At 30.1% G+C, this 20,778-nt stretch carries 24 protein-coding genes; 9 read left to right on the top strand and 15 right to left on the bottom strand.

Features of this window, described 5'->3' with window-relative positions:
- Positions 1-2 precede the first annotated feature (2 nt).
- The 6 genes from coaE to Q0958_RS12025 all read right to left on the bottom strand — a co-directional run bounded on the left by coaE (position 3) and on the right by Q0958_RS12025 (position 4,540).
- Entirely contained in the window at positions 3-590 is a 588-nt protein-coding gene (gene coaE / locus Q0958_RS12000) for a dephospho-CoA kinase (RefSeq protein WP_299123381.1), read from the bottom strand.
- Position 591: 1 nt separating this feature from the next.
- The gene (locus Q0958_RS12005) at positions 592-1,521 is read right to left on the bottom strand and encodes a CdaR family protein (RefSeq protein ID WP_299123382.1); all 930 of its coding nucleotides are present in this window, start codon (positions 1,519-1,521) and stop codon (positions 592-594) included.
- 76 nt (positions 1,522-1,597) lie between these two features.
- Positions 1,598-1,918, bottom strand: coding sequence for a preprotein translocase subunit YajC (gene yajC, locus Q0958_RS12010; protein ID WP_235274098.1), 321 nt, complete (start codon positions 1,916-1,918; stop codon positions 1,598-1,600).
- A complete protein-coding gene (locus Q0958_RS12015; RefSeq protein ID WP_235274097.1) occupies positions 1,918-2,382 on the bottom strand; it encodes a DUF1573 domain-containing protein in 465 nt (154 codons plus the stop codon). Before Q0958_RS12015 ends, yajC begins: the two co-directional genes overlap by 1 nt.
- 41 nt (positions 2,383-2,423) lie before the next feature.
- Positions 2,424-3,362, bottom strand: coding sequence for a transcription antitermination factor NusB (gene nusB / locus Q0958_RS12020; protein WP_299123386.1), 939 nt, complete (start codon positions 3,360-3,362; stop codon positions 2,424-2,426).
- A 77-nt stretch (positions 3,363-3,439) separates the two neighbouring features.
- A complete protein-coding gene (locus Q0958_RS12025) occupies positions 3,440-4,540 on the bottom strand; it encodes a Glu/Leu/Phe/Val dehydrogenase (protein ID WP_150899262.1) in 1,101 nt (366 codons plus the stop codon).
- Positions 4,541-4,703: 163 nt separating this feature from the next.
- Here Q0958_RS12025 and Q0958_RS12030 point away from each other — a divergent pair, with 163 nt between their 5' ends.
- Both Q0958_RS12030 and Q0958_RS12035 read left to right on the top strand, forming a co-directional pair.
- Complete coding sequence (locus Q0958_RS12030; protein ID WP_299123388.1) at positions 4,704-6,458, top strand: ABC transporter ATP-binding protein; 1,755 nt, start codon at positions 4,704-4,706, stop codon at positions 6,456-6,458.
- A gap of 81 nt (positions 6,459-6,539) precedes the next feature.
- Positions 6,540-6,899, top strand: a complete 360-nt coding sequence (locus Q0958_RS12035; protein ID WP_150899260.1) for a PUR family DNA/RNA-binding protein — start codon at positions 6,540-6,542, stop codon at positions 6,897-6,899.
- Between the two features lie 159 nt (positions 6,900-7,058).
- Here Q0958_RS12035 and Q0958_RS12040 read toward each other — a convergent pair whose 3' ends face one another.
- The 3 genes from Q0958_RS12040 to Q0958_RS12050 are packed head-to-tail and all read right to left on the bottom strand — an operon-like array spanning position 7,059 to position 9,370.
- Positions 7,059-8,105 (bottom strand): chorismate-binding protein, encoded by a 1,047-nt coding sequence (locus tag Q0958_RS12040; protein ID WP_299123391.1) that lies wholly within the window; start codon positions 8,103-8,105, stop codon positions 7,059-7,061.
- Positions 8,102-8,953 carry an alpha/beta fold hydrolase gene (locus tag Q0958_RS12045; RefSeq protein WP_299123393.1) on the bottom strand — a complete coding sequence of 284 codons (852 nt, stop codon included), beginning with the start codon at positions 8,951-8,953 and terminating at the stop codon, positions 8,102-8,104. Before Q0958_RS12045 ends, Q0958_RS12040 begins: the two co-directional genes overlap by 4 nt.
- Positions 8,954-9,370, bottom strand: coding sequence for a PaaI family thioesterase (locus Q0958_RS12050; protein ID WP_150899257.1), 417 nt, complete (start codon positions 9,368-9,370; stop codon positions 8,954-8,956). It abuts the gene before it with no gap.
- Positions 9,371-9,426: 56 nt separating this feature from the next.
- On the opposite strand from Q0958_RS12050, the gene Q0958_RS12055 reads away from it, so the two are divergent.
- Genes Q0958_RS12055 through Q0958_RS12065 form a run of 3 tightly spaced genes read left to right on the top strand, consistent with a single transcriptional unit; the run spans position 9,427 to position 11,274 of the window.
- Positions 9,427-9,915, top strand: coding sequence for a hypothetical protein (locus tag Q0958_RS12055; RefSeq protein WP_299123394.1), 489 nt, complete (start codon positions 9,427-9,429; stop codon positions 9,913-9,915).
- A 5-nt stretch (positions 9,916-9,920) separates the two neighbouring features.
- Positions 9,921-10,541 carry an L-threonylcarbamoyladenylate synthase gene (locus tag Q0958_RS12060; RefSeq protein WP_150899255.1) on the top strand — a complete coding sequence of 207 codons (621 nt, stop codon included), beginning with the start codon at positions 9,921-9,923 and terminating at the stop codon, positions 10,539-10,541.
- Positions 10,542-10,593: 52 nt separating this feature from the next.
- Positions 10,594-11,274, top strand: a complete 681-nt coding sequence (locus Q0958_RS12065) for a ceramidase (protein WP_150899254.1) — start codon at positions 10,594-10,596, stop codon at positions 11,272-11,274.
- A gap of 14 nt (positions 11,275-11,288) precedes the next feature.
- Here the strand turns inward: Q0958_RS12065 and Q0958_RS12070 are convergent, their stop codons facing one another.
- Entirely contained in the window at positions 11,289-12,392 is a 1,104-nt protein-coding gene (locus Q0958_RS12070; RefSeq protein WP_299123399.1) for a hypothetical protein, read from the bottom strand.
- Between the two features lie 118 nt (positions 12,393-12,510).
- On the opposite strand from Q0958_RS12070, the gene Q0958_RS12075 reads away from it, so the two are divergent.
- The gene (locus Q0958_RS12075) at positions 12,511-13,755 is read left to right on the top strand and encodes a hypothetical protein (protein WP_299123400.1); all 1,245 of its coding nucleotides are present in this window, start codon (positions 12,511-12,513) and stop codon (positions 13,753-13,755) included.
- Positions 13,756-13,757: 2 nt separating this feature from the next.
- Here Q0958_RS12075 and Q0958_RS12080 read toward each other — a convergent pair whose 3' ends face one another.
- Positions 13,758-14,756, bottom strand: a complete 999-nt coding sequence (locus Q0958_RS12080; RefSeq protein WP_299123401.1) for a glycosyltransferase family 2 protein — start codon at positions 14,754-14,756, stop codon at positions 13,758-13,760.
- A gap of 47 nt (positions 14,757-14,803) precedes the next feature.
- Positions 14,804-15,247, bottom strand: coding sequence for a type I restriction enzyme HsdR N-terminal domain-containing protein (locus tag Q0958_RS12085; RefSeq protein WP_299123403.1), 444 nt, complete (start codon positions 15,245-15,247; stop codon positions 14,804-14,806).
- Between the two features lie 17 nt (positions 15,248-15,264).
- Between Q0958_RS12085 and holA the strand changes: the two genes are divergently transcribed.
- The 3 genes from holA to Q0958_RS12100 all read left to right on the top strand — a co-directional run bounded on the left by holA (position 15,265) and on the right by Q0958_RS12100 (position 17,588).
- Positions 15,265-16,266 carry a DNA polymerase III subunit delta gene (gene holA / locus Q0958_RS12090; protein WP_150899249.1) on the top strand — a complete coding sequence of 334 codons (1,002 nt, stop codon included), beginning with the start codon at positions 15,265-15,267 and terminating at the stop codon, positions 16,264-16,266.
- Complete coding sequence (locus Q0958_RS12095; protein ID WP_299123406.1) at positions 16,266-16,844, top strand: Crp/Fnr family transcriptional regulator; 579 nt, start codon at positions 16,266-16,268, stop codon at positions 16,842-16,844. The genes holA and Q0958_RS12095 overlap by 1 nt, the downstream gene beginning before the upstream one ends.
- Before the next feature lie 66 nt (positions 16,845-16,910).
- Positions 16,911-17,588: a hypothetical protein gene (locus tag Q0958_RS12100; RefSeq protein WP_299123408.1), complete on the top strand. Its 678-nt coding sequence runs from the start codon at positions 16,911-16,913 to the stop codon at positions 17,586-17,588.
- A 42-nt stretch (positions 17,589-17,630) separates the two neighbouring features.
- Here the strand turns inward: Q0958_RS12100 and Q0958_RS12105 are convergent, their stop codons facing one another.
- The 3 genes from Q0958_RS12105 to Q0958_RS12115 form a co-directional block, all read right to left on the bottom strand.
- Positions 17,631-19,097, bottom strand: a complete 1,467-nt coding sequence (locus Q0958_RS12105; RefSeq protein ID WP_299123410.1) for a serine hydrolase domain-containing protein — start codon at positions 19,095-19,097, stop codon at positions 17,631-17,633.
- A 62-nt stretch (positions 19,098-19,159) separates the two neighbouring features.
- Positions 19,160-19,753: a hypothetical protein gene (locus Q0958_RS12110; protein WP_299123412.1), complete on the bottom strand. Its 594-nt coding sequence runs from the start codon at positions 19,751-19,753 to the stop codon at positions 19,160-19,162.
- A gap of 47 nt (positions 19,754-19,800) precedes the next feature.
- Positions 19,801-20,775, bottom strand: a complete 975-nt coding sequence (locus Q0958_RS12115) for a DUF4240 domain-containing protein (RefSeq protein WP_299123414.1) — start codon at positions 20,773-20,775, stop codon at positions 19,801-19,803.
- Positions 20,776-20,778: the final 3 nt, after the last annotated feature.

The raw sequence follows: 20,778 nt of genomic DNA on the forward strand, positions 1-20,778 counted from the left end.
TACTATAGGTTTTTTGTTAAATTATTGTGGATTTTCAAGACTTGCTCGTTACTTTTACTAATTGTCAGGTTCTCAATTATATAGTGAGATTGTAGCGTTTTTTTAGTTTGATTCCATTGATTTTTCATTCTATTCTTTACATCTTCTATGTTTGAATTGTCTCTTTTTAGAACACGTTGAATTCTAATGTTTTCAGGAGCAGTTACGGTGATTATTTTGTCGCAAATATGATTGCTACCATTTTCAAAAAGAATAGCGTTTTCATAAAGGATGTATTTCTTTTTTGAATTACTATGAATAAAGTTTTGTAAATGTTTGTGAACAACTGGATGAACAATAGAGTTTAATTTAGCTAATTTACTTTTGTCTTTAAAAACAATATTTGCTAAATATTGTCTGTTTAATTGGTTGTTTTGATAGGTTTCTTCTCCAAACTCGGTAATTAATTGAGATTTAATTTCACTAGAAGAAGTCATTAGTTTTTTAGCTTCTTCATCGGCAATATAAACTGCAATATTTTCAAATTTGGAAAACATTTTTAAGATAGTTGATTTTCCGCTACCAATGCCGCCTGTTAATCCTACAACCATATTATTTATGAATTAAAAAATCTATTTTATTTGGAGTAATCCTTACTGAAGAAACCAAATCTGATGAGACAATTAATTTCGGAGTAAGGTAGTTAGTATCGTTATTTTCTACTTGATGATAATTGCATTCAACTTTAAATAAATCTGGAGTGATTTTATTAAAGTTATTTAAACTTACTTTGTAGATTAATTTTACTTTTTTAGGATATATGTTAATACTCTTAGGAGCGTTCTTGACTAAAATAGGAACTTCAACTTCGCCTTCTGTAAATTTGTCTACATAAACATTAACTTTTGCAGAAGTGATATTCGTTTTAATCTCTCCTCCTTTTGGAAAAAGTATAACAGATTGAATGCTTTTGTTTTCTGAGATATTTTCCAAGTTGATTTTTTCAAGCATCAAAGAGTTGATGTTTTTTAAAAAAGTTTTATCTCCAGAAATTAAGACACTATCAGGAGTAATAGTAGTAGGGCTAGAATAGTCATAACCTAACTGAAAAGTAGTATTGAGGTTTGCTTTTAATGGAACTTTTTTTGAATATAATGTTCCTATTTTTAATGTGATACTATCTTTTTGAATTTGAGTTAATTCTGTTCCAGATTTTAATTGCTTTTGGATGTCTTGAAATATGTTTTTTGATAAAAAATAGTAATCATTGGCGCTTTTTTTAGAAAGCTTTTTTAAACTAAGTTTAATAGGTTTGTTGGCTATTTTAGTAGAAATTAAGTTAAATCCAGTTCCTTTTATAAGTACAGGTAGCTTTTTTAGAGGAGGAGAGAGCAGTATCTTTTTTTGAGGTAAATCAGTATATACTACTTCTAAATTTGAAATAGAGGTATATTCTTTTGATAGATTTATAAGTAGCCAAAAAAGAATAGAAGCTACTAAAAAACCAAAAAAGGTTTTAGGTATGTTGAAAATTTTATTCAAAATTTAAATATTATGCAATCTACATAAAAAACAAAAAAGTGAGCTTGAGAGCTCACTTTTTTTAAATATAGGAATACTATTTTTTTTCTGTAGTATTATATTTTTTACTAAGCTCCATAGAGATTGCTGATCGTTCAAATTTGATTTTACCAGCTCCAGTTTCGATAATCACAGTATTATCTGAATCGTTAATTTCGGTAATTTTACCATGGATACCACTAGATGTAACTACTTTAATTCCTTTTTTAATGGTAGTTTGGAATTGTTTTTCTTTTTTCTGACGCTTCATTTGTGGACGAATAATCAAAAAGTAAAAAACACCAATCATAGCAATAAAAGGAAGCATGTTCATAATGCTTTCTTGTGAGCTTGCTTGTAAGAAAATGGTTGTAAACATTAAGCTTTCTTTTTAGGAGTTACCATACCAGAAATTTTAAGAATTTCTCTTCCTTTTTCTGTGTTAGTAGATAAAGTTATTGACTTAGATTGTTTGTTTGGTTTTCCGTTAGTGTTAAAGCTTACTTTAATATCTCCAGTTTTACCAGGTGCAATAGGGTTTCTTGGCCAAACAGGTACAGTACATCCACAACTAGCTTGAGCATTAGTGATTACTAAGTCTGATTTACCAGTGTTTGTAACAACAAAAGTAGTTTCAACAACTTCTCCTTCATTAACGGTACCAAAGTCATACTCTTCTTTGTCAAAAGAAACAGTTGGAGCACCTAAGCTTATAGAAGTATCTCTTTTTTCTGCTTTCTCAACATTCTCCTTTTTTACTTTTGATGATGCATTTCCTTGACCACAAGAAACTAACATTCCTGTTGAAACGAATAATGCTATTGCTATTGCTATTTTTTTCATTTTAAAAAACATTTAATTTATTCTGTTGTAAAAATAATAAATTATAACAAACCTCTACCTATTTTAACCATCTTATCAGAGGCTAAATAGTCTTTTGCTAATTTATCTAAAACTCCGTTTATGAAATATCCACTTTTGTTTGTAGAGTAATCCTTAGCTAACTCAATATATTCGTTAATACTTACTCTGCTTGGAATAGAAGGGAAATGCAAAAATTCAGTGATAGCCATTTTAATAATAATCATATCAATATCGGCAATTCTATCTGCTTCCCAGTTTGGAGTTTTGTCAATGATATCTTCTTCATATTTGTGCTGATTAAGCATTGTTTTTGTAAACAAATTAGATACAAACAATTTATCTTCATTGTCTTTATAAAGACTTCCTAAAATAAAAGGGTTTTGAGGTTTTTGTTTGTTTAAAGATTTAATAATCCAAGTGTTTACAAAAGGAATATCATCGATCCAAGAAATCATTTTATCTTCAAAATAATCGGCTAACTTTTCGTTAGGAGCTACTATTTCTCTAAAAAACTCAATTACAAAAGCTCTATCTACGTTATATGAATCTTCAATAGTGTTCATGTATTTTTTATACATGTCGCTATTTTGAAGTTCATCTAAAAGGATTTTGATATACTCGTCATCAAGCTCCCAATAGTTAAGCTTATTTAATTCCACATAACCTTCTAAGCTAACGCTTTCGTTTAATAGATTAATAAGTCTGTTGTTGATAAATTTTTCGTTAGGATTTAAATCCTCTTTAGTCGCAAGTATTTTCTTTTTTGAAAGTTCAATTCTTTTACGAGCTAATTTTTGTACTTCTACTAATAACTGAAGGTTTAAAACATACAAATCGTACATTTTTTGTATGCTGTGTTTTAAAAACTTTTCTTCCTTCACCAAATCATCACTGTGTGATTGCTGCATCGCATAAACCGATTGCATTACTTTAACTCGAATGTGTCTTCTGTTAATCATTTTAAAGAACTTTAAAAAAAAGAGCGATAGAAATTGTTTCTAACGCTCTGCAAAAGTAAAACTTTTTTGTTTTTTATCTAGCTATTTTGCTCTTTTTTACGTGCATCAATTCTTGATTGTGCAATATTGAAAGCAGCTTGATGTGTAGTGATATTTTCTTTTTCTGCTAAATTGAAAATCTCTAATGTTGTATTGTAAATGTTTTCAGTTCTTTTTAAGCTTTCAGCTTTATCATAACCAACTACTTCAGCATATACATTAATAATTCCACCAGCATTAATTAAGAAGTCAGGAGCATAAGCAATTCCTTTTTCTTGTAATAATTTACCGTGTTTTAATTCGTTTGCTAATTGGTTGTTAGCAGCACCAGCAATAACTTTAGCTTTTAATTGAGAAATACTCTCATCATTTACTGTAGCACCTAAAGCACATGGAGCATAGATATCGATATCTAAGCCGTAGATGTCATTTCCTAATACTACGTTTGCACCGTACTTTTTACTTAACTCTTCTAAACGAGCTTCGTTAATGTCATTTAAGATAACTTGAGCACCTTCATCAGTAATATGTTTTACTAAAGTTTCTCCAACGTGACCAACACCTTGTACTAATACTTTTTTACCATCTAAGTTTTCAGAACCAAACTTATATTTAGAAGCAGCTTTCATTCCCATGTATACTCCATAAGCAGTAACAGGAGAAGGGTTTCCTGATCCACCAATTGCTTCAGAAACACCAGTTACGTGTGGAGTTACTTCACGAATAATATCCATATCGCGAGTTTCCATTCCAACATCTTCAGCAGTAATGTATTTTCCACTTAAAGAATTTACATACTCACCAAACTTACGCATTAAAGCATCGTTCTTTTGAGTCTTAGCGTCCCCAATAATAACAGCTTTACCACCACCAAGATTTAATCCAGTAATAGCCGATTTATATGTCATCCCACGAGATAAACGTAAAACATCATTTAATGCTTCCCACTCGCTTTTATATTGCCACATTCTAGTACCTCCTAAAGCAGGTCCTAAAGTTGTGTTATGAATACCAATTATTGCTTTTAATCCTGTATCTTCGTCGTTGCAAAAAACAATTTGCTCGTGATTATCGAAAGAAAGTTGACCAAATACTGGGTCGTTCTTAAGATCTTTAGTATCAATGATTTCTGATGTCATTTTTAGTTGTTTTTTAATTTGAGGCTGTTTTATAAATCTCAAAAATTCGAGTGCAAAAGTAAGAAATCGTCAAAACATAAGCAAAAAAAGAGAACTAAATTATGTTATTATTAACAAAAAGCATTTGTTAGTTTAATTTTTTTATTTAAACATAAATTTAAATTTGAAAGCATTACAATATCTTAATAAATACTTTGTAAAATATAAATGGAGGTTACTTTTAGGAGTATTAATTACAGTATTATCCAAAATATTAACTCTTAAAATTCCTGATTTTGTTGGAGATTCTCTAAATATAGTAGAAGATTACCAATTAGGTAAGCTAACAGAGCTATCTGAAGTTAAAACTATATTACTTAATAATATATTGTTGATAGTAGGAGTAACCCTTCTTGGAGGTTTCTTTACGTTTCTAATGAGACAGACTATTATTGTGATGTCACGTATGATTGAGTTTGACTTAAAGAATGAAATCTATCAACAATATCAAAACCTATCGATTAACTTTTATAAAAAGAATAGAACAGGTGATTTAATGAACCGTATTAGCGAAGATGTATCTAAAGTACGTATGTATTTTGGTCCGGCTATTATGTATTCATTAAATATGATTATATCTTTTATCATTGGTTTTACTCAAATGTATGCGATTTCGCCAAAGCTTACTTTTTATACGATGATTCCATTTCCTGTGTTATCGATATCAATTTTTATCTTAAGTAAGCAAATTAATAAGAGAAGTACTGTTGTTCAACAGTATTTATCGAAGTTAACAACATTTAATCAAGAGTTTTTTTCAGGAATTAATGTTGTAAAATCCTATGGAATAGAAAAAGAAGTGATTACTTCATTTGATGAGATTGCAAATCAAAGTAAAGAAAAGAACATTGATTTGTATAAAGTTCAAGCCCTGTTTTTTCCTCTAATGATATTGTTAATTGGAATTAGTAATATAATAGTACTATATATAGGAGGTAAACAATACATCGCTGGAGAAATTCAAGTAGGAGCTATTGCTGCTTTTGTTATGTATGTGAATATTCTTACTTGGCCAGTTGCAGTCGTTGGTTGGGTAACTTCTATGGTACAACAAGCAGAGGCCTCGCAGCAAAGAATTAATGAATTTTTAGAACAAGTTCCTGAAATAGAAAATGAAGTTGAAGAACCTACAGAAGTAAAAGGTGAAATAGAGTTTAAGAAGGTGTCATTAATTTATGATGATACAGATATTACAGCATTAAAAGGTGTGAGTTTTGTTGTTAATAAAGGAGAAACATTAGCCATATTAGGAAAAACGGGAAGTGGAAAGTCTACGGTAATAAACCTGATTTCACGTTTATATGATGTAACAGAAGGTGAAGTGTTAATTGATGGAGAGAATATCAAAACTCGTAATTTAAACGATGTTAGAAATCAAATTGGTTTTGTGCCTCAAGATCCATTTTTATTTTCAGATACAATAGAAAACAATATAAAGTTTGGTAAAGAAAATGCTTCTGAAGAAGAAATTGTAAAAGCTGCCAAAAACGCTGTAATTCATGATAATATCATTGGTTTTAAAGATGGTTATAAAACTATTTTAGGAGAAAGAGGAGTAACGCTTTCAGGAGGACAAAAACAGCGTACTTCGATAGCTAGAGCAATTATTAAAAATCCTAAGATTTTAATTTTTGACGATTGTTTATCGGCAGTAGATACTGAAACAGAAGAACAAATATTATCAAACTTAGAAAGAATATCTAGCGATAAAACTACTATTATTATAAGTCACAGAGTTTCATCAGCTAAGAATGCAGATAAAATTATAGTTTTAGATGAAGGAAACATAATTCAGCAAGGTGTTCATAATCAATTAATAGAAGAAGAAGGATATTATAAAGAATTATACGAACAACAACTTTTAGAAAAAGAAATGTAGTGTTTCGTATTGTCAAGTCAAATATTTTGTTAGATTTGTTGAGCAATTCTAAGTAAACAACTATTATTTAAGAAACGAATTATGAGCGAGAGAGTAGAACAAGAAGAAATTTTTTCACAAGTTTTAAGAGCAGGGAGAAGAACGTACTTTTTTGACGTTAGGTCTACAAAAGCAGATGATTATTATTTAACTGTGACTGAAAGTAAGAAATTTACTCATGATGATGGTTCTTTCCACTATCAAAAGCACAAGATTTATTTATATAAAGAAGATTTTTCTGACTTTAAAGAAATGTTGAATAAAGCAACTGACTTTATCGTAAACGAAAAAGGTTCTGAAGTAATTAGTGAGCGTCACCAGAAAGATTATAAAAAAGAAGAAGTAGCAGAAGCAAAAGCATCTACAGAAAGCTTTACTGACGTTTCTTTCGAAGATATTTAAGCAGAAGAAACTGTTTAGCGTTTAATTTTTAGCGTAAAGAAATTTTATGCTTTTAACTGAATGCTTAAAAAAATCAATTCAAATTCAATTTACACACGAAAACCACCATTGAAATCAACATCAATAGGTGGTTTTTATTTTTAACAAAAGGAAGTAAGTTTATAAAACTTTCCTCATAGTTGAAGTTTTAGCAACTGTTTCCTTCCATTCATTTTCTGGGTTACTATCTAAAGTAATTCCACCACCAATAAAAACAAATGCTGAATTATTTTTAATCTCCATGCATCTTAGGTTTACAAAGAGTTCTGATGTGTTTTGGTCATTGTTGGTTAAATTCAATTCACCTAAAAAGCCTGTATAAAAGCTTCGGTTGTAATTTTCATTATCTAAAATGAATTTTTTTGAAGGTTCTAAAGGTAAACCACAAACAGCAGGAGTAGGATGTAAGGCTTTTATTAATGTTGAGTTTTCAGCGTTTATAGTTCCTCTGATAACAGAACGTAAGTGTAATAAATTTCCTGCTTTAATAGTTTCAGTTTTTGAAATTTTAATATCCTTTGAAATCTTAGAAACTCTATCATTTATATAGTCAGTTACAAATTGTTGTTCTTCTATTTCTTTTGTTTTCCAAGTAACATCAGTAGTTCCATTAAAAATTTGTGTTCCTGCTAGTGACATTGTTTTGAACTGAGCACCTTCAATTTTAACTAATGTTTCAGGGGTTGCACCTAACCACATACCAACTTTAGGGTGGTACCATAAATAAGTAAAAGCACTAGGATAGTTTACCAAAAGTTTTTGAAAAGTTTTAATAGCATTAAAAGAATCAAGTTTAATTTCTTCTTTTCTAGATAAAACAACTTTTTTAAACAAGTTATCACTAATAGCTTTTACACCTTTTTCAACTAATTCAAGATGTTCTTTTTTAGAAGAATTGTTTGAATCAAACTCTTTTTGCTGAGATACTTTAATATCTAAATCTATTTCTTCTTGAAAAAAAGACGATTCTGTTTCAGGAATTAAAATAGCAGAGTTGTTATTGTCAAAAGGAGCAAAAATAAATCCACTCTCTGTGTAATTTTCAGAAGTGTATAAAGTATCGTTTTTTTGAAACCAAGCTTTTAGTATTGTAGTACCTGATTTTCTATAAATAACAAAAGGAAGCCTGTTTTCTAATGCTTTTTTTGTTGCTGAGAATATATTCAATCTATTTGATTTAGTAGTTGTTGTTTAATTTCATTAAAGTTGCTCCAAATAAATCCATGTCCAGCATCTTTAATAGAAATTAATTTAAATTGTTCTTTGGGGAACTGTTGTTCTAAAAAAGTTGAGTTTTCATAAGGAACAATCCAATCGTTAGATCCATGAATACTTATAACTTTATTAGGAGAAGATTTCCAATTGTTTTCAAACTTTTGTAAATCTTTTTGATGAGACATTTTTTCTTTAGAAGCTTCTTTCCATATATCAGGAACTAGCCATCTAGTCAATTTCGATTTATATAAATTAACAGCCCAAGGCATTGGCTCTACTTTACTGTAAACGGCTGGAGCTAATAAAATTGTTTTATTAATTTTTTCTTTAATAGCTAAAGCAATTGGTCCACCATACGAGTAACCAACTAATATTGTTTTTTGATGATCTAAGCCCTGAATAATATATTGTAGCATATCGCGTTCAAAAGCAATACTTTCTTGTACAGGATTTACATCTTTGTAGTTATATCCAATTCTATCGTATGAAATCATATTTACTTTACTTAACAGTAAGCTATCTTTCATATACTCAATAAAATCGGTAGATGAACCAATAGTTCCATGAACAAATACAAGTGTAGGTAAAGTAGTATCTTTTTGTATAGTTAGTTTTCGGAATTTATAGTTTTTAAATGTATCGTAAGAAATAACAGGCTTTACATTACTGTTTTTAAAACTGTCTGTAACTTCTTCATCAGACTTAGGAGCTGTAAAACTTGAAAATAAATAGTAAAGAACTAAAAGAGCTACAAAAAGAATAGCTCCCATAATTTTTAATATTTTTTTTAATAATGTCATTTACTTTTTATCTAAAACAATGTTGGTTATTTTACATAAAGAAATTAAAGTATCTTCTTCATCTACCACTCTAACTTCCCATAAATGAGTAGTTTTTCCTTTATGAATAGCCTTCGCAGTGGCAAAAACAGTTCCTGTCTTTTTACTTTTTAAATGATTAATACTTAGTTCAATTCCTTTTACTATTTTATTAGGATCTTTTAAGAAAAAAGCAGAAGCAGAACTACCAACAGTTTCAGCTAAAGCAGCAGTGGCTCCTCCGTGCAATAATCCATAAGGTTGATGAACTTTTGGGTTTACAGGCATCTTAGCGGTAATAAAATCATCACCAAAATTAATAAATTCAATAGCTAAAGTTTCCATTAAGGTGTTCTTATTGTAGCTATTAAGTATATTTAGAGATTCTTGCTTATTCATTTTACTAAAATTATCATTCAAAAATACGTATTTTTGTGGCTACTAAAAATGATAGAATGTATAAAGTACGCGTAATTTTAGATACAGAAGAAGATGTAATCAGAACCTTAACAGTTAACGAAGGAAAATCGTTAGAAGATTTACATTTTGAAATATCAAAATCATTTGGTTTTGATGGTCAGGAAATGGCCTCTTTTTACCGTACAGATGAAGGTTGGAACCAAGGAGAAGAAATTCCATTATTTAACATGGCTGAAGCTGGAGAAGGACTGTCAATGGCTACTTGTGTTTTAAAAGAGGAATTACCAAGAAATAATGATAAGCTAATTTATGTTTATGATTTTTTACAAATGTGGACTTTCTATGTTGAAGTAATAGAACAGTCTAATGAAGTGGTTAATGAAGCAAAAACAATTTTGTCGGTAGGAGAAGTACCAGCAGAAGCACCAGATAAAGAATTTAAAGCGGATGATTTGACAAAAGATTTAGACGACGAGTTTAATGATTTTGAAAGTTTAGATGATTTCGATTTTGATAATTATTAAAAAATATGGCACAATTCATAAAACTATATAGCGATAACCCAAGTCCAAAACAAATAGAAAAAGTTGTAGATGTACTACAAAAAGGAGGCTTGGTAATTTATCCAACAGATACTGTTTATGGATTGGGTTGCGATATTACCAATACAAAAGCACTAGAAAAAGTTGCAAAAATTAAAGGTGTTAAATTAGAAAAAGCAAATTTTTCATTTGTTTGTAATGATTTGAGTCATTTATCAGATTATGTAAAACAAATAGATACACCAACCTATAAAATTTTAAAAAGAGCTTTACCAGGACCTTATACCTTTGTATTGCCTGGAAGTAATTCTTTGCCAAAGGTTTTTAAGAAAAGAAAAACAGTAGGTATTCGTGTTCCAGATAACAACATAGCAAGAGCCATTGTTGAAGCTTTAGGAAATCCTATTGTATCAACATCTATTCATGATGAGGATGAAGTATTAGAATATACTACAGATCCTGAATTGATTTATGAAAAATGGCAAAACATAGTAGACGTAGTAGTTGATGGAGGTTATGGAGATAATTATGCATCTACTGTTATTGACTTAACTACCAGTGAACCAGAGGTTATTCGTGAAGGAAAAGGAAGTTTAGACATTTTGTAAATAAACGATTATTTTCTTATCTTGTTGTAAATGAGATAGATGATGTTTATTTATGACGATACTTTACTGTTTACTAGAGCAATTTCCAAATGATAGCGGCCCAATTTACCAAGAAACAATAGCAGGCAGAATGCCTGTTGAACCTTTCAATACGTTTAGCAACCTAATTTTTTTAGCAATCATATATTATTTAGGTAAGAAAATATATGAAAGTAAAAAGCAACACTTGTTTTTACTAAGCTGTTTGCCCATTATTTTTATAAGTTGGGTAGGAGGAACTGTCTATCATGCAACTAGAAGCCATGAGTTTTGGATTATGTTAGATTGGATTCCTATTATGTTATTAAGCTTAATGGGAGTAGTCTTTTTTATCTTTAAAGTAAAGAAAGGATGGAAATCCCGATTATTAATTATTACTTCAATAATAGTATTATCCATTTTACCAAGGATGTTACCAATTCCTGAAGAGTATGACTCGTCAGTAAATTATTTAATCACAGCCATATCACTAGTAGGTCCAATTTTTTGGTATTTATATTTAACTCATTGGAAACACGCGAAACTAATGATATTGGCATGTGTTATATTTTTGATAGCAGTGTTTTTTAGAACTTTAGATAACCTAGCTATCATATTACCTATGGGAACTCATTGGCTATGGCATACATTTGGAGGTATTTCGGTATTCTTTTTACTTTATTATATCTATAAAGATGAAGAAGGCTTAGCCTAAAGACGAGAATTCTATTACTCAATAACCTTAACGAGCTTACCATCTTTAAATCGCCCGGTAATTAACCAGCCACCAAAGTCTTCAGAAACAGCCATAACTAACGTGTTTTTTCCTTTTTTAAGAGGCAAGTAAATAGCATCAAAAAGTCCTACAGTTCCTAAATATCTGTAATCTCTGGATCTCCATCTATTAGTTCCTCTGTATATAGGTTTTCCATTCAGAAAAGCTACAACACGATCACTATAGCCAAATTCGAAAATTTTAGTTTGAACTTTATCAGAATGAATGTCAATTTTAGCAAAAACAGTATTACCTGGTTTTCCGTTTCTTAGTTGAACTACTCTAGAAATATTAGCAGCAGTACCTTCCTCGATTTCAGTAGTACCAATCCATTTTCTAGAATTTAAAAGTGATTTAAAGTTGTTTAAGTTATCAAGCTGTTTTTCTTCAAACTTATTAGATACTTTCCATTTAGAAACAAGATTTTTAATAGGTTTTCTATCTAATGGTGAAAAATCGATAATCTCAGATTTATTAGGAGTTATTTTAATATTAGCCAAATGCAAACCACTTGAATTTCCACCCCTAAAACTAATTCCTCCTTCTTGAGTTGGGTTAAACAAGTTCCAAGATAGGTTGGGTTTGTCAGAATAGTCTAAATACACTTGTGCTTTGTTATCATTTACTACAAGTTTAACATGTGTCCAATCGTCAAATTTATATTTATGAGGAAATGAATACTTTTTACCAAAGTACAATTGCCAAGGACTAATTCCTTTTGTAGTTGGAGCAGCTTGATTTGCATCTGGTTTTCCAGATAAATGTGGTCTCATATACCATTGTTCTGAATCTAAGCTTTTGGTAGTTCTAAAATAAACACCTGGAAAAGCAGGTTCCTCTTTTAAAAAAATGTCAAACTCTATAGTTCCATTTAAGAAGGTTTTATCTTTTAGAGTTATAGACCCAGCTTGTAAGTAAATAGCATCTTTGCCTTTGTAGTTTTCAATAATATAAGATTTCGCTTTGATATCCCAATTAATAGTGTCTAAAGGAATGTGATTTTGAGAATATCCAAAGTAGGTAACGAATAATAGAATGGCTAATAATCTTGAGTTCATGATTAATGTGTTTAATTTTTACTCAAAAGTCTAAAAAGTTATTTTTCAGAGAGAAACAAACGTGTTCAAGTTCATTCATAGTTGTTCAAGTGGTGATTTTTGGTGATTTTTGTAGTGAATGAATACCTTTAAAGAACATACCGAATTACAAAAGTGCTTGAGCCTAATAGAAGAGAAGCTAAATTGGGGAGACTCTAAATTATGGCATAATGATGTTTTTACAGAATTAAGTGAAAAGATTCATGAAGAGACAAAAGTGTTATTAAGTGCCACTACCTTAAAAAGAGTTTGGGGAAGAGTTAATTATAAGAGCACTCCAAGTATTAGTACGCTAAATGCTTTGGCTCAATTTGCAGGTTATAGAAATTGGAGAGACTTTAAGAATACTAAAAAAGAATCAAAACTTACCTTTTACCAAAAAACAGTTTCTGCTAACTTTCGAGTTATTATGTTTTCAGCATTTATTATTGCCGTATTGTTTGTATCAATACTAGCTATGTCAAATAATAAAAGTGCAAAAGCTAAAGATTATTCTAAAATCTCTTTTAAAAGTAAACCTATTGTTGAAGGTTTACCTAATTCAGTAATTTTCGATTTTAATTTAGAAGGAGTCACTTCTAATAATATTTTAATTCAACAATATTGGGACACTTCTAAAACAATAGAAATTAATAAAGAACAAACACAAGCTACGGGACAATACTATTATCCGGGGTATTTTAGAGCTAAGTTGTTAATAGATAATGAAATTGTTAGAGAGCACGATTTATTTATAAAAACAAAAGGTTGGATGGGAACCATAGATTATGAGCCTATACCAAAGTATTTTGAGCAAGAGCAAGTAAAAGTCAAAAATACATTAGCCTTTTCAAAAGAGGTGTTTGATGAAATTAGTAGCAATGAAAAACCAATAAATTCTACTTTTCACTTTGTAGATGACTTAGGAGATTTCTCTGGAGATAACTTTCAATTGGAGAGTAAAATTAAAAGTACATTTAATGAAAAATGGGGCGTTTGTCAGAAAACAACCCTGATTATTATCGGTACAAAAAGCGCTTTTTTAATTCCGTTTTCAATTACAGGCTGTGCTTCAGAAATGAATTTAATGTTGAGTGATGTGTACTTGGAAGGTAAAAAGAACGACTTATCTGCATTAGGCACAGATTTATCAGATTTCAGAAAAATTAAGGTACTGAATCAAAATAAAAAAGTAAGTGTTTTTATTGATAGTACTCAAGTGTATACAAAAGCTTACAAAGAGTCTATAGGAACAATTGTGGGAATTCGTTTTAGGTTTAAAGGAGTAGGAGAAGTTAAGGATTTTAGACTATCTAACTTAGAAGGAAATAAAATATTAGAATAAACCTAACGTAGGTTTTCAAATTTCTTTCTTCTTAAACCAAAGTATTGCCAAACAATCGAGGTATGTAAGTTATAATTAGACTTTTTCTGAAGTGTTTTACGTTTACTTAAAAACTTAAAAAAGTTCTTGTAAAAGCTAAAGTGAGCTTTTAAAATAGCCCATGTATGTATAGGTCTTAATTCAAGCATAAATTTTAGCCCAGCAACACCATCTAAAATTAAACGAGAAAAAACGACAAACAAAAACCATTGTTTAGGTACATTTTTAACAATGTTAAGTAAACTGTTTCTAAAGTTTAAAAAAGTTTTATGAGGGTTACTTTCTTGTAAAGTAGCTCCACCAACATGATACACTGTAGAACTTCCTACATATTTAATAGTATAGCCTTCGTTTTGAGCACGCCAACATAAGTCAATTTCTTCTTGATGAGCAAAATAGTCTTCATCAAAACCATGTAATTGATGGTATACTTCAGAACGTATAAATAAGCAAGCACCAGAAGCCCAAAAAATAGAAGCCGTATCGTTGAACTGACCGTTATCGATTTCTAAATGGTTGAAAATTCTACCACGGCAATAAGGATAACCATATAAATCAATAAAACCACCACCAGCACCAGCGTATTCGAATTTAGTTTTGTCTTTAAAATCTAATAGCTTAGGTTGAATAATAGCAGTGTTTTCCTCTTCTTTAAAAGTTTTTAAAACAGGAGTTAACCAATTTTCGGTAACTTCAATGTCAGAGTTTAGCAAACAATAAATATCAGCATCTATATGTTGTAAAGCGTCATTATACCCTTTAGCGTATCCGCCATTCTCTTTGTTTTTAACAATTTTAACACTAGGATAATGTTCTTTTACAAAAGTAATAGAGTCATCAGTAGAGGCATTGTCAGCAACATAAACTTCGGCTTCATTAGAGCTAAAATTTACGACTGATGGTAAAAACTGTTCTAACAATTTTTTACCGTTCCAATTTAATATGACGATTGCAGTTTTCAAGACGGCAAAAATACACTTTTAAAGTGATTAAGTGATGCAATAATTTGTTAATTATAAGAAGGAATATCCCTTAAAAACACATAAGTTTCGTTTTCTTTATCTAAACTACAATAATAATGTTCTAAACCATTGGTTATAACAAGATAATCGGCATCTAGCTTAAGATTGTATCGAGCTATTTGGTCAAAAGTATCTTGTGTTATTTTAACAGAAGGCGCTTTACATTCAACAATAATGTTTGGTTTACCGTTAGAATTAAAGATTAAAATATCAGTTCTTTTCTTTCTATTATTTATAGTAAGCTGTTTTTCAATAGCTATTAAAGAAACAGGGTAGTTTTTTTCCCTAACCAAGTACTCAACAAAATGTTGACGCACCCATTCTTCGGGAGTTAATACCACATATTTTTTTCTCAAATTATCGAAAATAAGCATCTTATTTTCGTTACTTTTGGTCTTGAATGTATAGCTAGGAAGATTGAGCTTTTGCATAAATCAAAAGTAAGAAAATGAACGAAATAAAATCCATCATATCTGATATAAAAGAAGGAAACCTAAAGCCTATTTACTTTTTAATGGGAGAAGAACCTTATTATATTGATAAAATTTCTGATTATATAGAAGAAAACGTACTTGAAGAATCTGAAAAAGGATTTAACCAAGTAGTGATGTATGGAAGAGACGTTTCTATGGAAGAAATTGTTTCTTCAGCAAAGCGTTTTCCAATGATGGCAGAACGTCAAGTAATTATAGTAAAAGAAGCGCAAGATTTAAGTCGTACAATAGATAAGATTGAAGCTTATGCGGCGAATCCACAACCTACAACAGTATTGGTATTTAACTATAAATACAAGAAGCTAGACAAGCGTAAGAAATCATATAAAACCATTGCTAAAAATGGATTGATATATGAAAGCAAAAAACTGTATGAAAATCAAGTAGCTGATTGGATTCGTAAGGTTTTAGGGGGGAAGAAGTACAATATAGAACCAAAAGCTTCTCAAATGTTGGTGGAGTTTTTAGGAACTGATTTGAGTAAAATATCTAATGAGTTAGATAAATTAATCTCTGTTTTACCTAAAGAAACAATTATAACCGATAAGCATATTGAAGAGAATATAGGAATTTCAAAAGACTTCAATAATTTCGAGTTAAGAAAAGCAGTAGGGCAAAAAGATGTAGTAAAAGCGAATAGAATAATCAACTACTTTGCACAGAATCCAAAGAACAATCCATTGGTAATGACCATTTCATTATTAAATAGTTTTTTTACACAGTTATTAATGTATCATGGATTGCAAGACAAATCAAAAGCATCAGTAGCAAAAAACTTGGGAGTTAATCCTTATTTTGTTGACGATTATAGCTCAGCAGCTCGTAATTACCCAATGCGTAAAGTATCACAAATCATAGCCTTATTAAGAGAGGCAGATGTAAAGAGTAAAGGAGTAGGAGCTAACCAATCGCATGCTGATATTTTAAAAGAGTTGTTATTTAAAATTTTACATTAATGGAACCAGTTACTGTGCTTACTCATGAGTTTAAAGATTTGTTATTATCTAAAGAGGAGCAACAAGTAATTTTTTCAGGATATCAGCTTATTAAAGTAAAAAAGGGCGATTTCTTAATCAATTCAGGAAAGGTAGTCAATCATTATTATTTAGTAGAAAAAGGATTTTTACGTTCGTTTGTTATAGATGTAAAAGGAAATGAAGTAACTACTAACTTTTATGGTAAGGGAGCCATTGTTTTGGAAGAAACTTCTTTTTTCTTAAGAACTCCCACCAAAGAGTATATACAAGTAATGGAAGATGCTGAGTTGTGGGCTAAAGACTTTGATACATTTCAAGAACATTTTAATTTTTCAGAAAAGTATAGAGAATGGGGAAGAGCTCATTTATCAAAAAACTTTTTTGAGTTTAAACAAAGGAGCTTGGCTATGATTACTGAAACGGCCAAAGAACGATATCAAGATTTGGTAGAGAACTCTTCAGAAATTATTCAAAAAGCTTCCTTAAAACACATTGCTTCTTTTTTAGGAATTACCGACACTTCACTAAGTAGAATTAGAAAAGAAATCATTCAATAGTATTTCTTGTCATATGGCAAGTTTTTAACAGGTAGCGGAACATATTTTTGAGTAAAACTTAAAAAGATGATTCCAAATTTACCATTGTACATTTCAATTTCGTTTATATTACTTACGGTGTATATAGTTTTTATGTTTATAAAATCAAATAAACTATCAAATACAGCTATCGTTATTTCCTTTACTTGGATTGTTCTTATTTCTATTTTGTCTTATATAGGAATTTATCATTTTCAAGAAGAAGATAGTGTTTCTCGATTTGGCCTTATCATTATACCAACTACAGTATTTATTATGTATTTACTTAGAACTAAAACAGTTTATAATAATAGGGACATTCGTTGGAGTACAGCACTCCATATTGTCCGATTTCCTATAGAACTATTATTATTTCAATTAGCAATAAGAGAATGGCTTCCCATGGAAATGACTTATAAAGGTTGGAACTTCGATATTATACCAGGAATAACAGCTATATTATTGGTTGTTTGGATGCATTATAAAACAATCAATAGACAACTTTTAATAGGTTGGAATATTATAGGAGTGTGCTTAGTGCTATTTGTTTTTATCAACGGTGTATTATCTCAAGAAATGTTATACCAAAGGTATGGATATGCTGTACCTAACAGAGGAATAGCTTACTTTCCAATAATTTTGTTAGCGGGAGTCATAGTTCCTGTTGTAGTGTATACGCACATTTCAGATATAATTTTATTAGTAAAAAGAAAAGCTACTATATAAGTAGCTTTGAAATTGTATGAGATTGAGAGAATAATAAATGATTTAGCTCTTTTTTAACTCATCAAGTTTTTTTTGCGAATCGGTATAGCCTAACTCAACGGCTTTTTGATAACTTTTAATAGCATCCTTAGTTAAATTATGGGCTTTATATCCATCGGCTAAAGAGTCCCAAAGGTTTCCATCTTTAGGATATAATTTTACATTCTCTTTAAATAATTCCAATGCCCAATCTTGATTCTTATTCGATTTAAGAATGAGGTAGGCAGTGGTATTTAAAACCCCTGAATGGGTAAAGTCATCTTTGTATTGCTCTTTTAAAACAGTAATTAATTCTTCGTGTTTATTAGAAGGGTGTTGCTTTGTATACTCCAATATAAATGAGAAAATATTGTTTTGTATTGGTTTAGGAACATAGTTTTCATCCAATAGCATTTTTGCAACAGGATAGGCAGCAAATTCAACTCGATCGCTATTAGCATTGGTTGCATATACAATATAAATATCTTCTTTAGGAAACCATATGAGTGAATGTGAATAAGAACCATTAGATCCGTTGTGAGCTATTCTTTTAATATTGTTTTCTAAAATTCTAACTCCCCAACCACAAGCATAGGCATATTTATATTTTCCTCTTGAATAATGAATCACAGGAGTAAGCAATTTTTCTAAAGATGCTTTCGATAAAATTTTGTGTTCCTTTAAGGCTTTATGCCAAAGAAGCATATCATTTTGAGTAGAGTTGATTCCACCATTAGCTTTTAAATGCCAGTTAACACCCTTATCTTTTTGATAACGAAAAATAGGCGATTTCCCTTCAATAATACCTCGGTTATAACTACGAGAAATTTGATTGGTATCCCATTTTGGTAAAAGATATCCGGTTTGTGACATTCCTGCAGGTGTAAAAAGATAGTTGTTTAAAAATACCTCATAAGGTTGACCAGAAGTAAGTTCTATAATTCTTCCTAATACACTATAGCCAACATTAGAGTAGGTATATTTCTCTCCAGGTTTGGATAATAAAGGCGAAGCAAAAAGTTTTTCAAAGAAGTCTTTTTGCGATATTTCAGTAAAATCACGACCAATAGAATCTGTAAATCCAGCGGAATGAGTAAGTAATTGATGAATTGTAATATTTTGTTTGTCGGCAGGAAGCTCTTTAAAATACTTGCTTAAAGGATCGTTAAGTTTTAGTTTGCCTAACTCAGCAAGCTTTAAAATAGCAGTAGCAGTAAACTGTTTGGTGTTAGAACCAATATCAAAAATAGTATTCGGGTTGTTAAGACTGTTGGTTTCTTTATTGGCAATACCATAACCCTTATTAATAATTGTTTTACCGTTTTTAACTACAGCAATAGCGCCAGAAAAACCATTTTTGGTTCCAGCAGTAAAATAGTTGTCTATTCTTGAAAATAGAGTAGTAGAAGGAGTTGTTTCTTGCGCTTGCAATTGATGGAGATTACTTTTTAAAACACCAGCTAAAACAAGGAAAAGGAATGTTTTTTTCATGATTAATTTCTAAGTTTTCTGTTTAGACGACTTGAAATTAAATCAGGTTACATGAGTTATATTTATTTAAATTTCAAAGAATAAAAGCCTTCCATCATTAAATCAGAATGTTTTTCCTTGTCGTTACTCATAAAGGTGATGATAACATCGGCAGTATTGTCTTTATGCAAATAGATGAATTGACCATGTTTATATCCTTTTCCAAATTCTGAATTGAAATTTAAAAAACATGACCCACCATCATCAGCATTAAATTCTTTCTTTACAGCTTGTGGAGGAAAGCGACCTATGTTATACATCTGTCCACCTGTCATATTTAAAACATTTGCTTGAATTCTCCCTTTATAAATATTGTTAGGAGAAATCATCATTGAGTTTTCATCCTTTAAAGATGCTTCATAGTTCTTCAATGCAGCTTTCAGCGGCCAAATAGTATATCTAATTTCCATAGAAGCATCATTGTTAATTACAGCAAAAGAATATCCTAAATTAGGGTTTTCTTTAACTTTAGTAACTTTATAACCAGCAGGCATTTTAAAAACAAGTCCAGAAGAATCGCAAAACTCTTTGAATTGATCTAGCGTAAATTGTTCTTGAGCAATTGAACTTATAGTTATTAAAATTAAAAGGTTAAAAAGGAAAAATGTTTTTTTCATTTTTTGAGTATTTGATTTATTGTTTTTTAAGAGCTTAGCGTTGATAACTATTCCATTCCAAACTTAGCCCATAGTTTAGGGTATCTATTTTTCAAATCATCAGAATCTTCATCCCATTCTTCTCCAGTCATATTAAAGTTTTCACTAATACCAGTAGGCATTTCTTTTCCTGTTTTTTCTTCATAAATACTAGTAGCTATATAGCTTAATCCTTCCCAATCTCCGTCATTTGTATCCTTGAGTTCTGTAAGAGATTTTATATTAATTATAGCATTTTCAAAAACCGATTTTCCTTGCCCAATTAGCCAACCTCTGAAATCTAAAAAACAATCATCAGAGCAACCTCCATTTATAATATAAGCAGCAGCCCAAAAATCCCAGTTATAAATATTCCCCCTTAAGGTTCTGAATTTATTATCAAATTCTAAAACTTCATTAGCTGTTAGTTTATATAACTCTTTTTCAAGTTCAATTTGTTGTTGTTCGTAATCTCCTAGACTCTTGTTTTTAGTAGTTTCAATAATGTTCCAAAATTTATTCGTTTCCATAATGCTATCATAAGAAGAAATAACTGTTTCTACATTTGTGTTTTCAATCTTTTCAGAGATTATAGTTTGTTCAGTTGAAAAGCTTCTTGTACCACTATTCTGAAAATCAAAAAAAGCCTTATAACTACTAGAAAAACCAAAATGATGAATAGCCATTGAGTAGATAAAAATCATTACGATTAATGGAGTTTTATTAAGAATAGGAGCATTGATAGTAAAAAAGCTTACAGAGGCTATTAAAACGGCTATAGAAAATAATACTAATGAGATGTTTTTAGCCCAGCTTTTTCCTTTATGTACCATTATTAAAAGCCCAAGAGTTAAAGAGAACCGCACTAGTTGACTAATAAGTTTTTTGACTTCTATTTCTGGTCTTACTGAATGATAGAAATAGATAGTGTGAATTGAAATCAATAAAATACTTATTGAAATTAATATGGTTCTTTTCTTTCCTGTGTTGATTAAATGATTCATTTT

The sequence above is a fragment of the uncultured Tenacibaculum sp. genome (genome assembly GCF_947499065.1).
Lineage (GTDB): Bacteria > Bacteroidota > Bacteroidia > Flavobacteriales > Flavobacteriaceae > Polaribacter.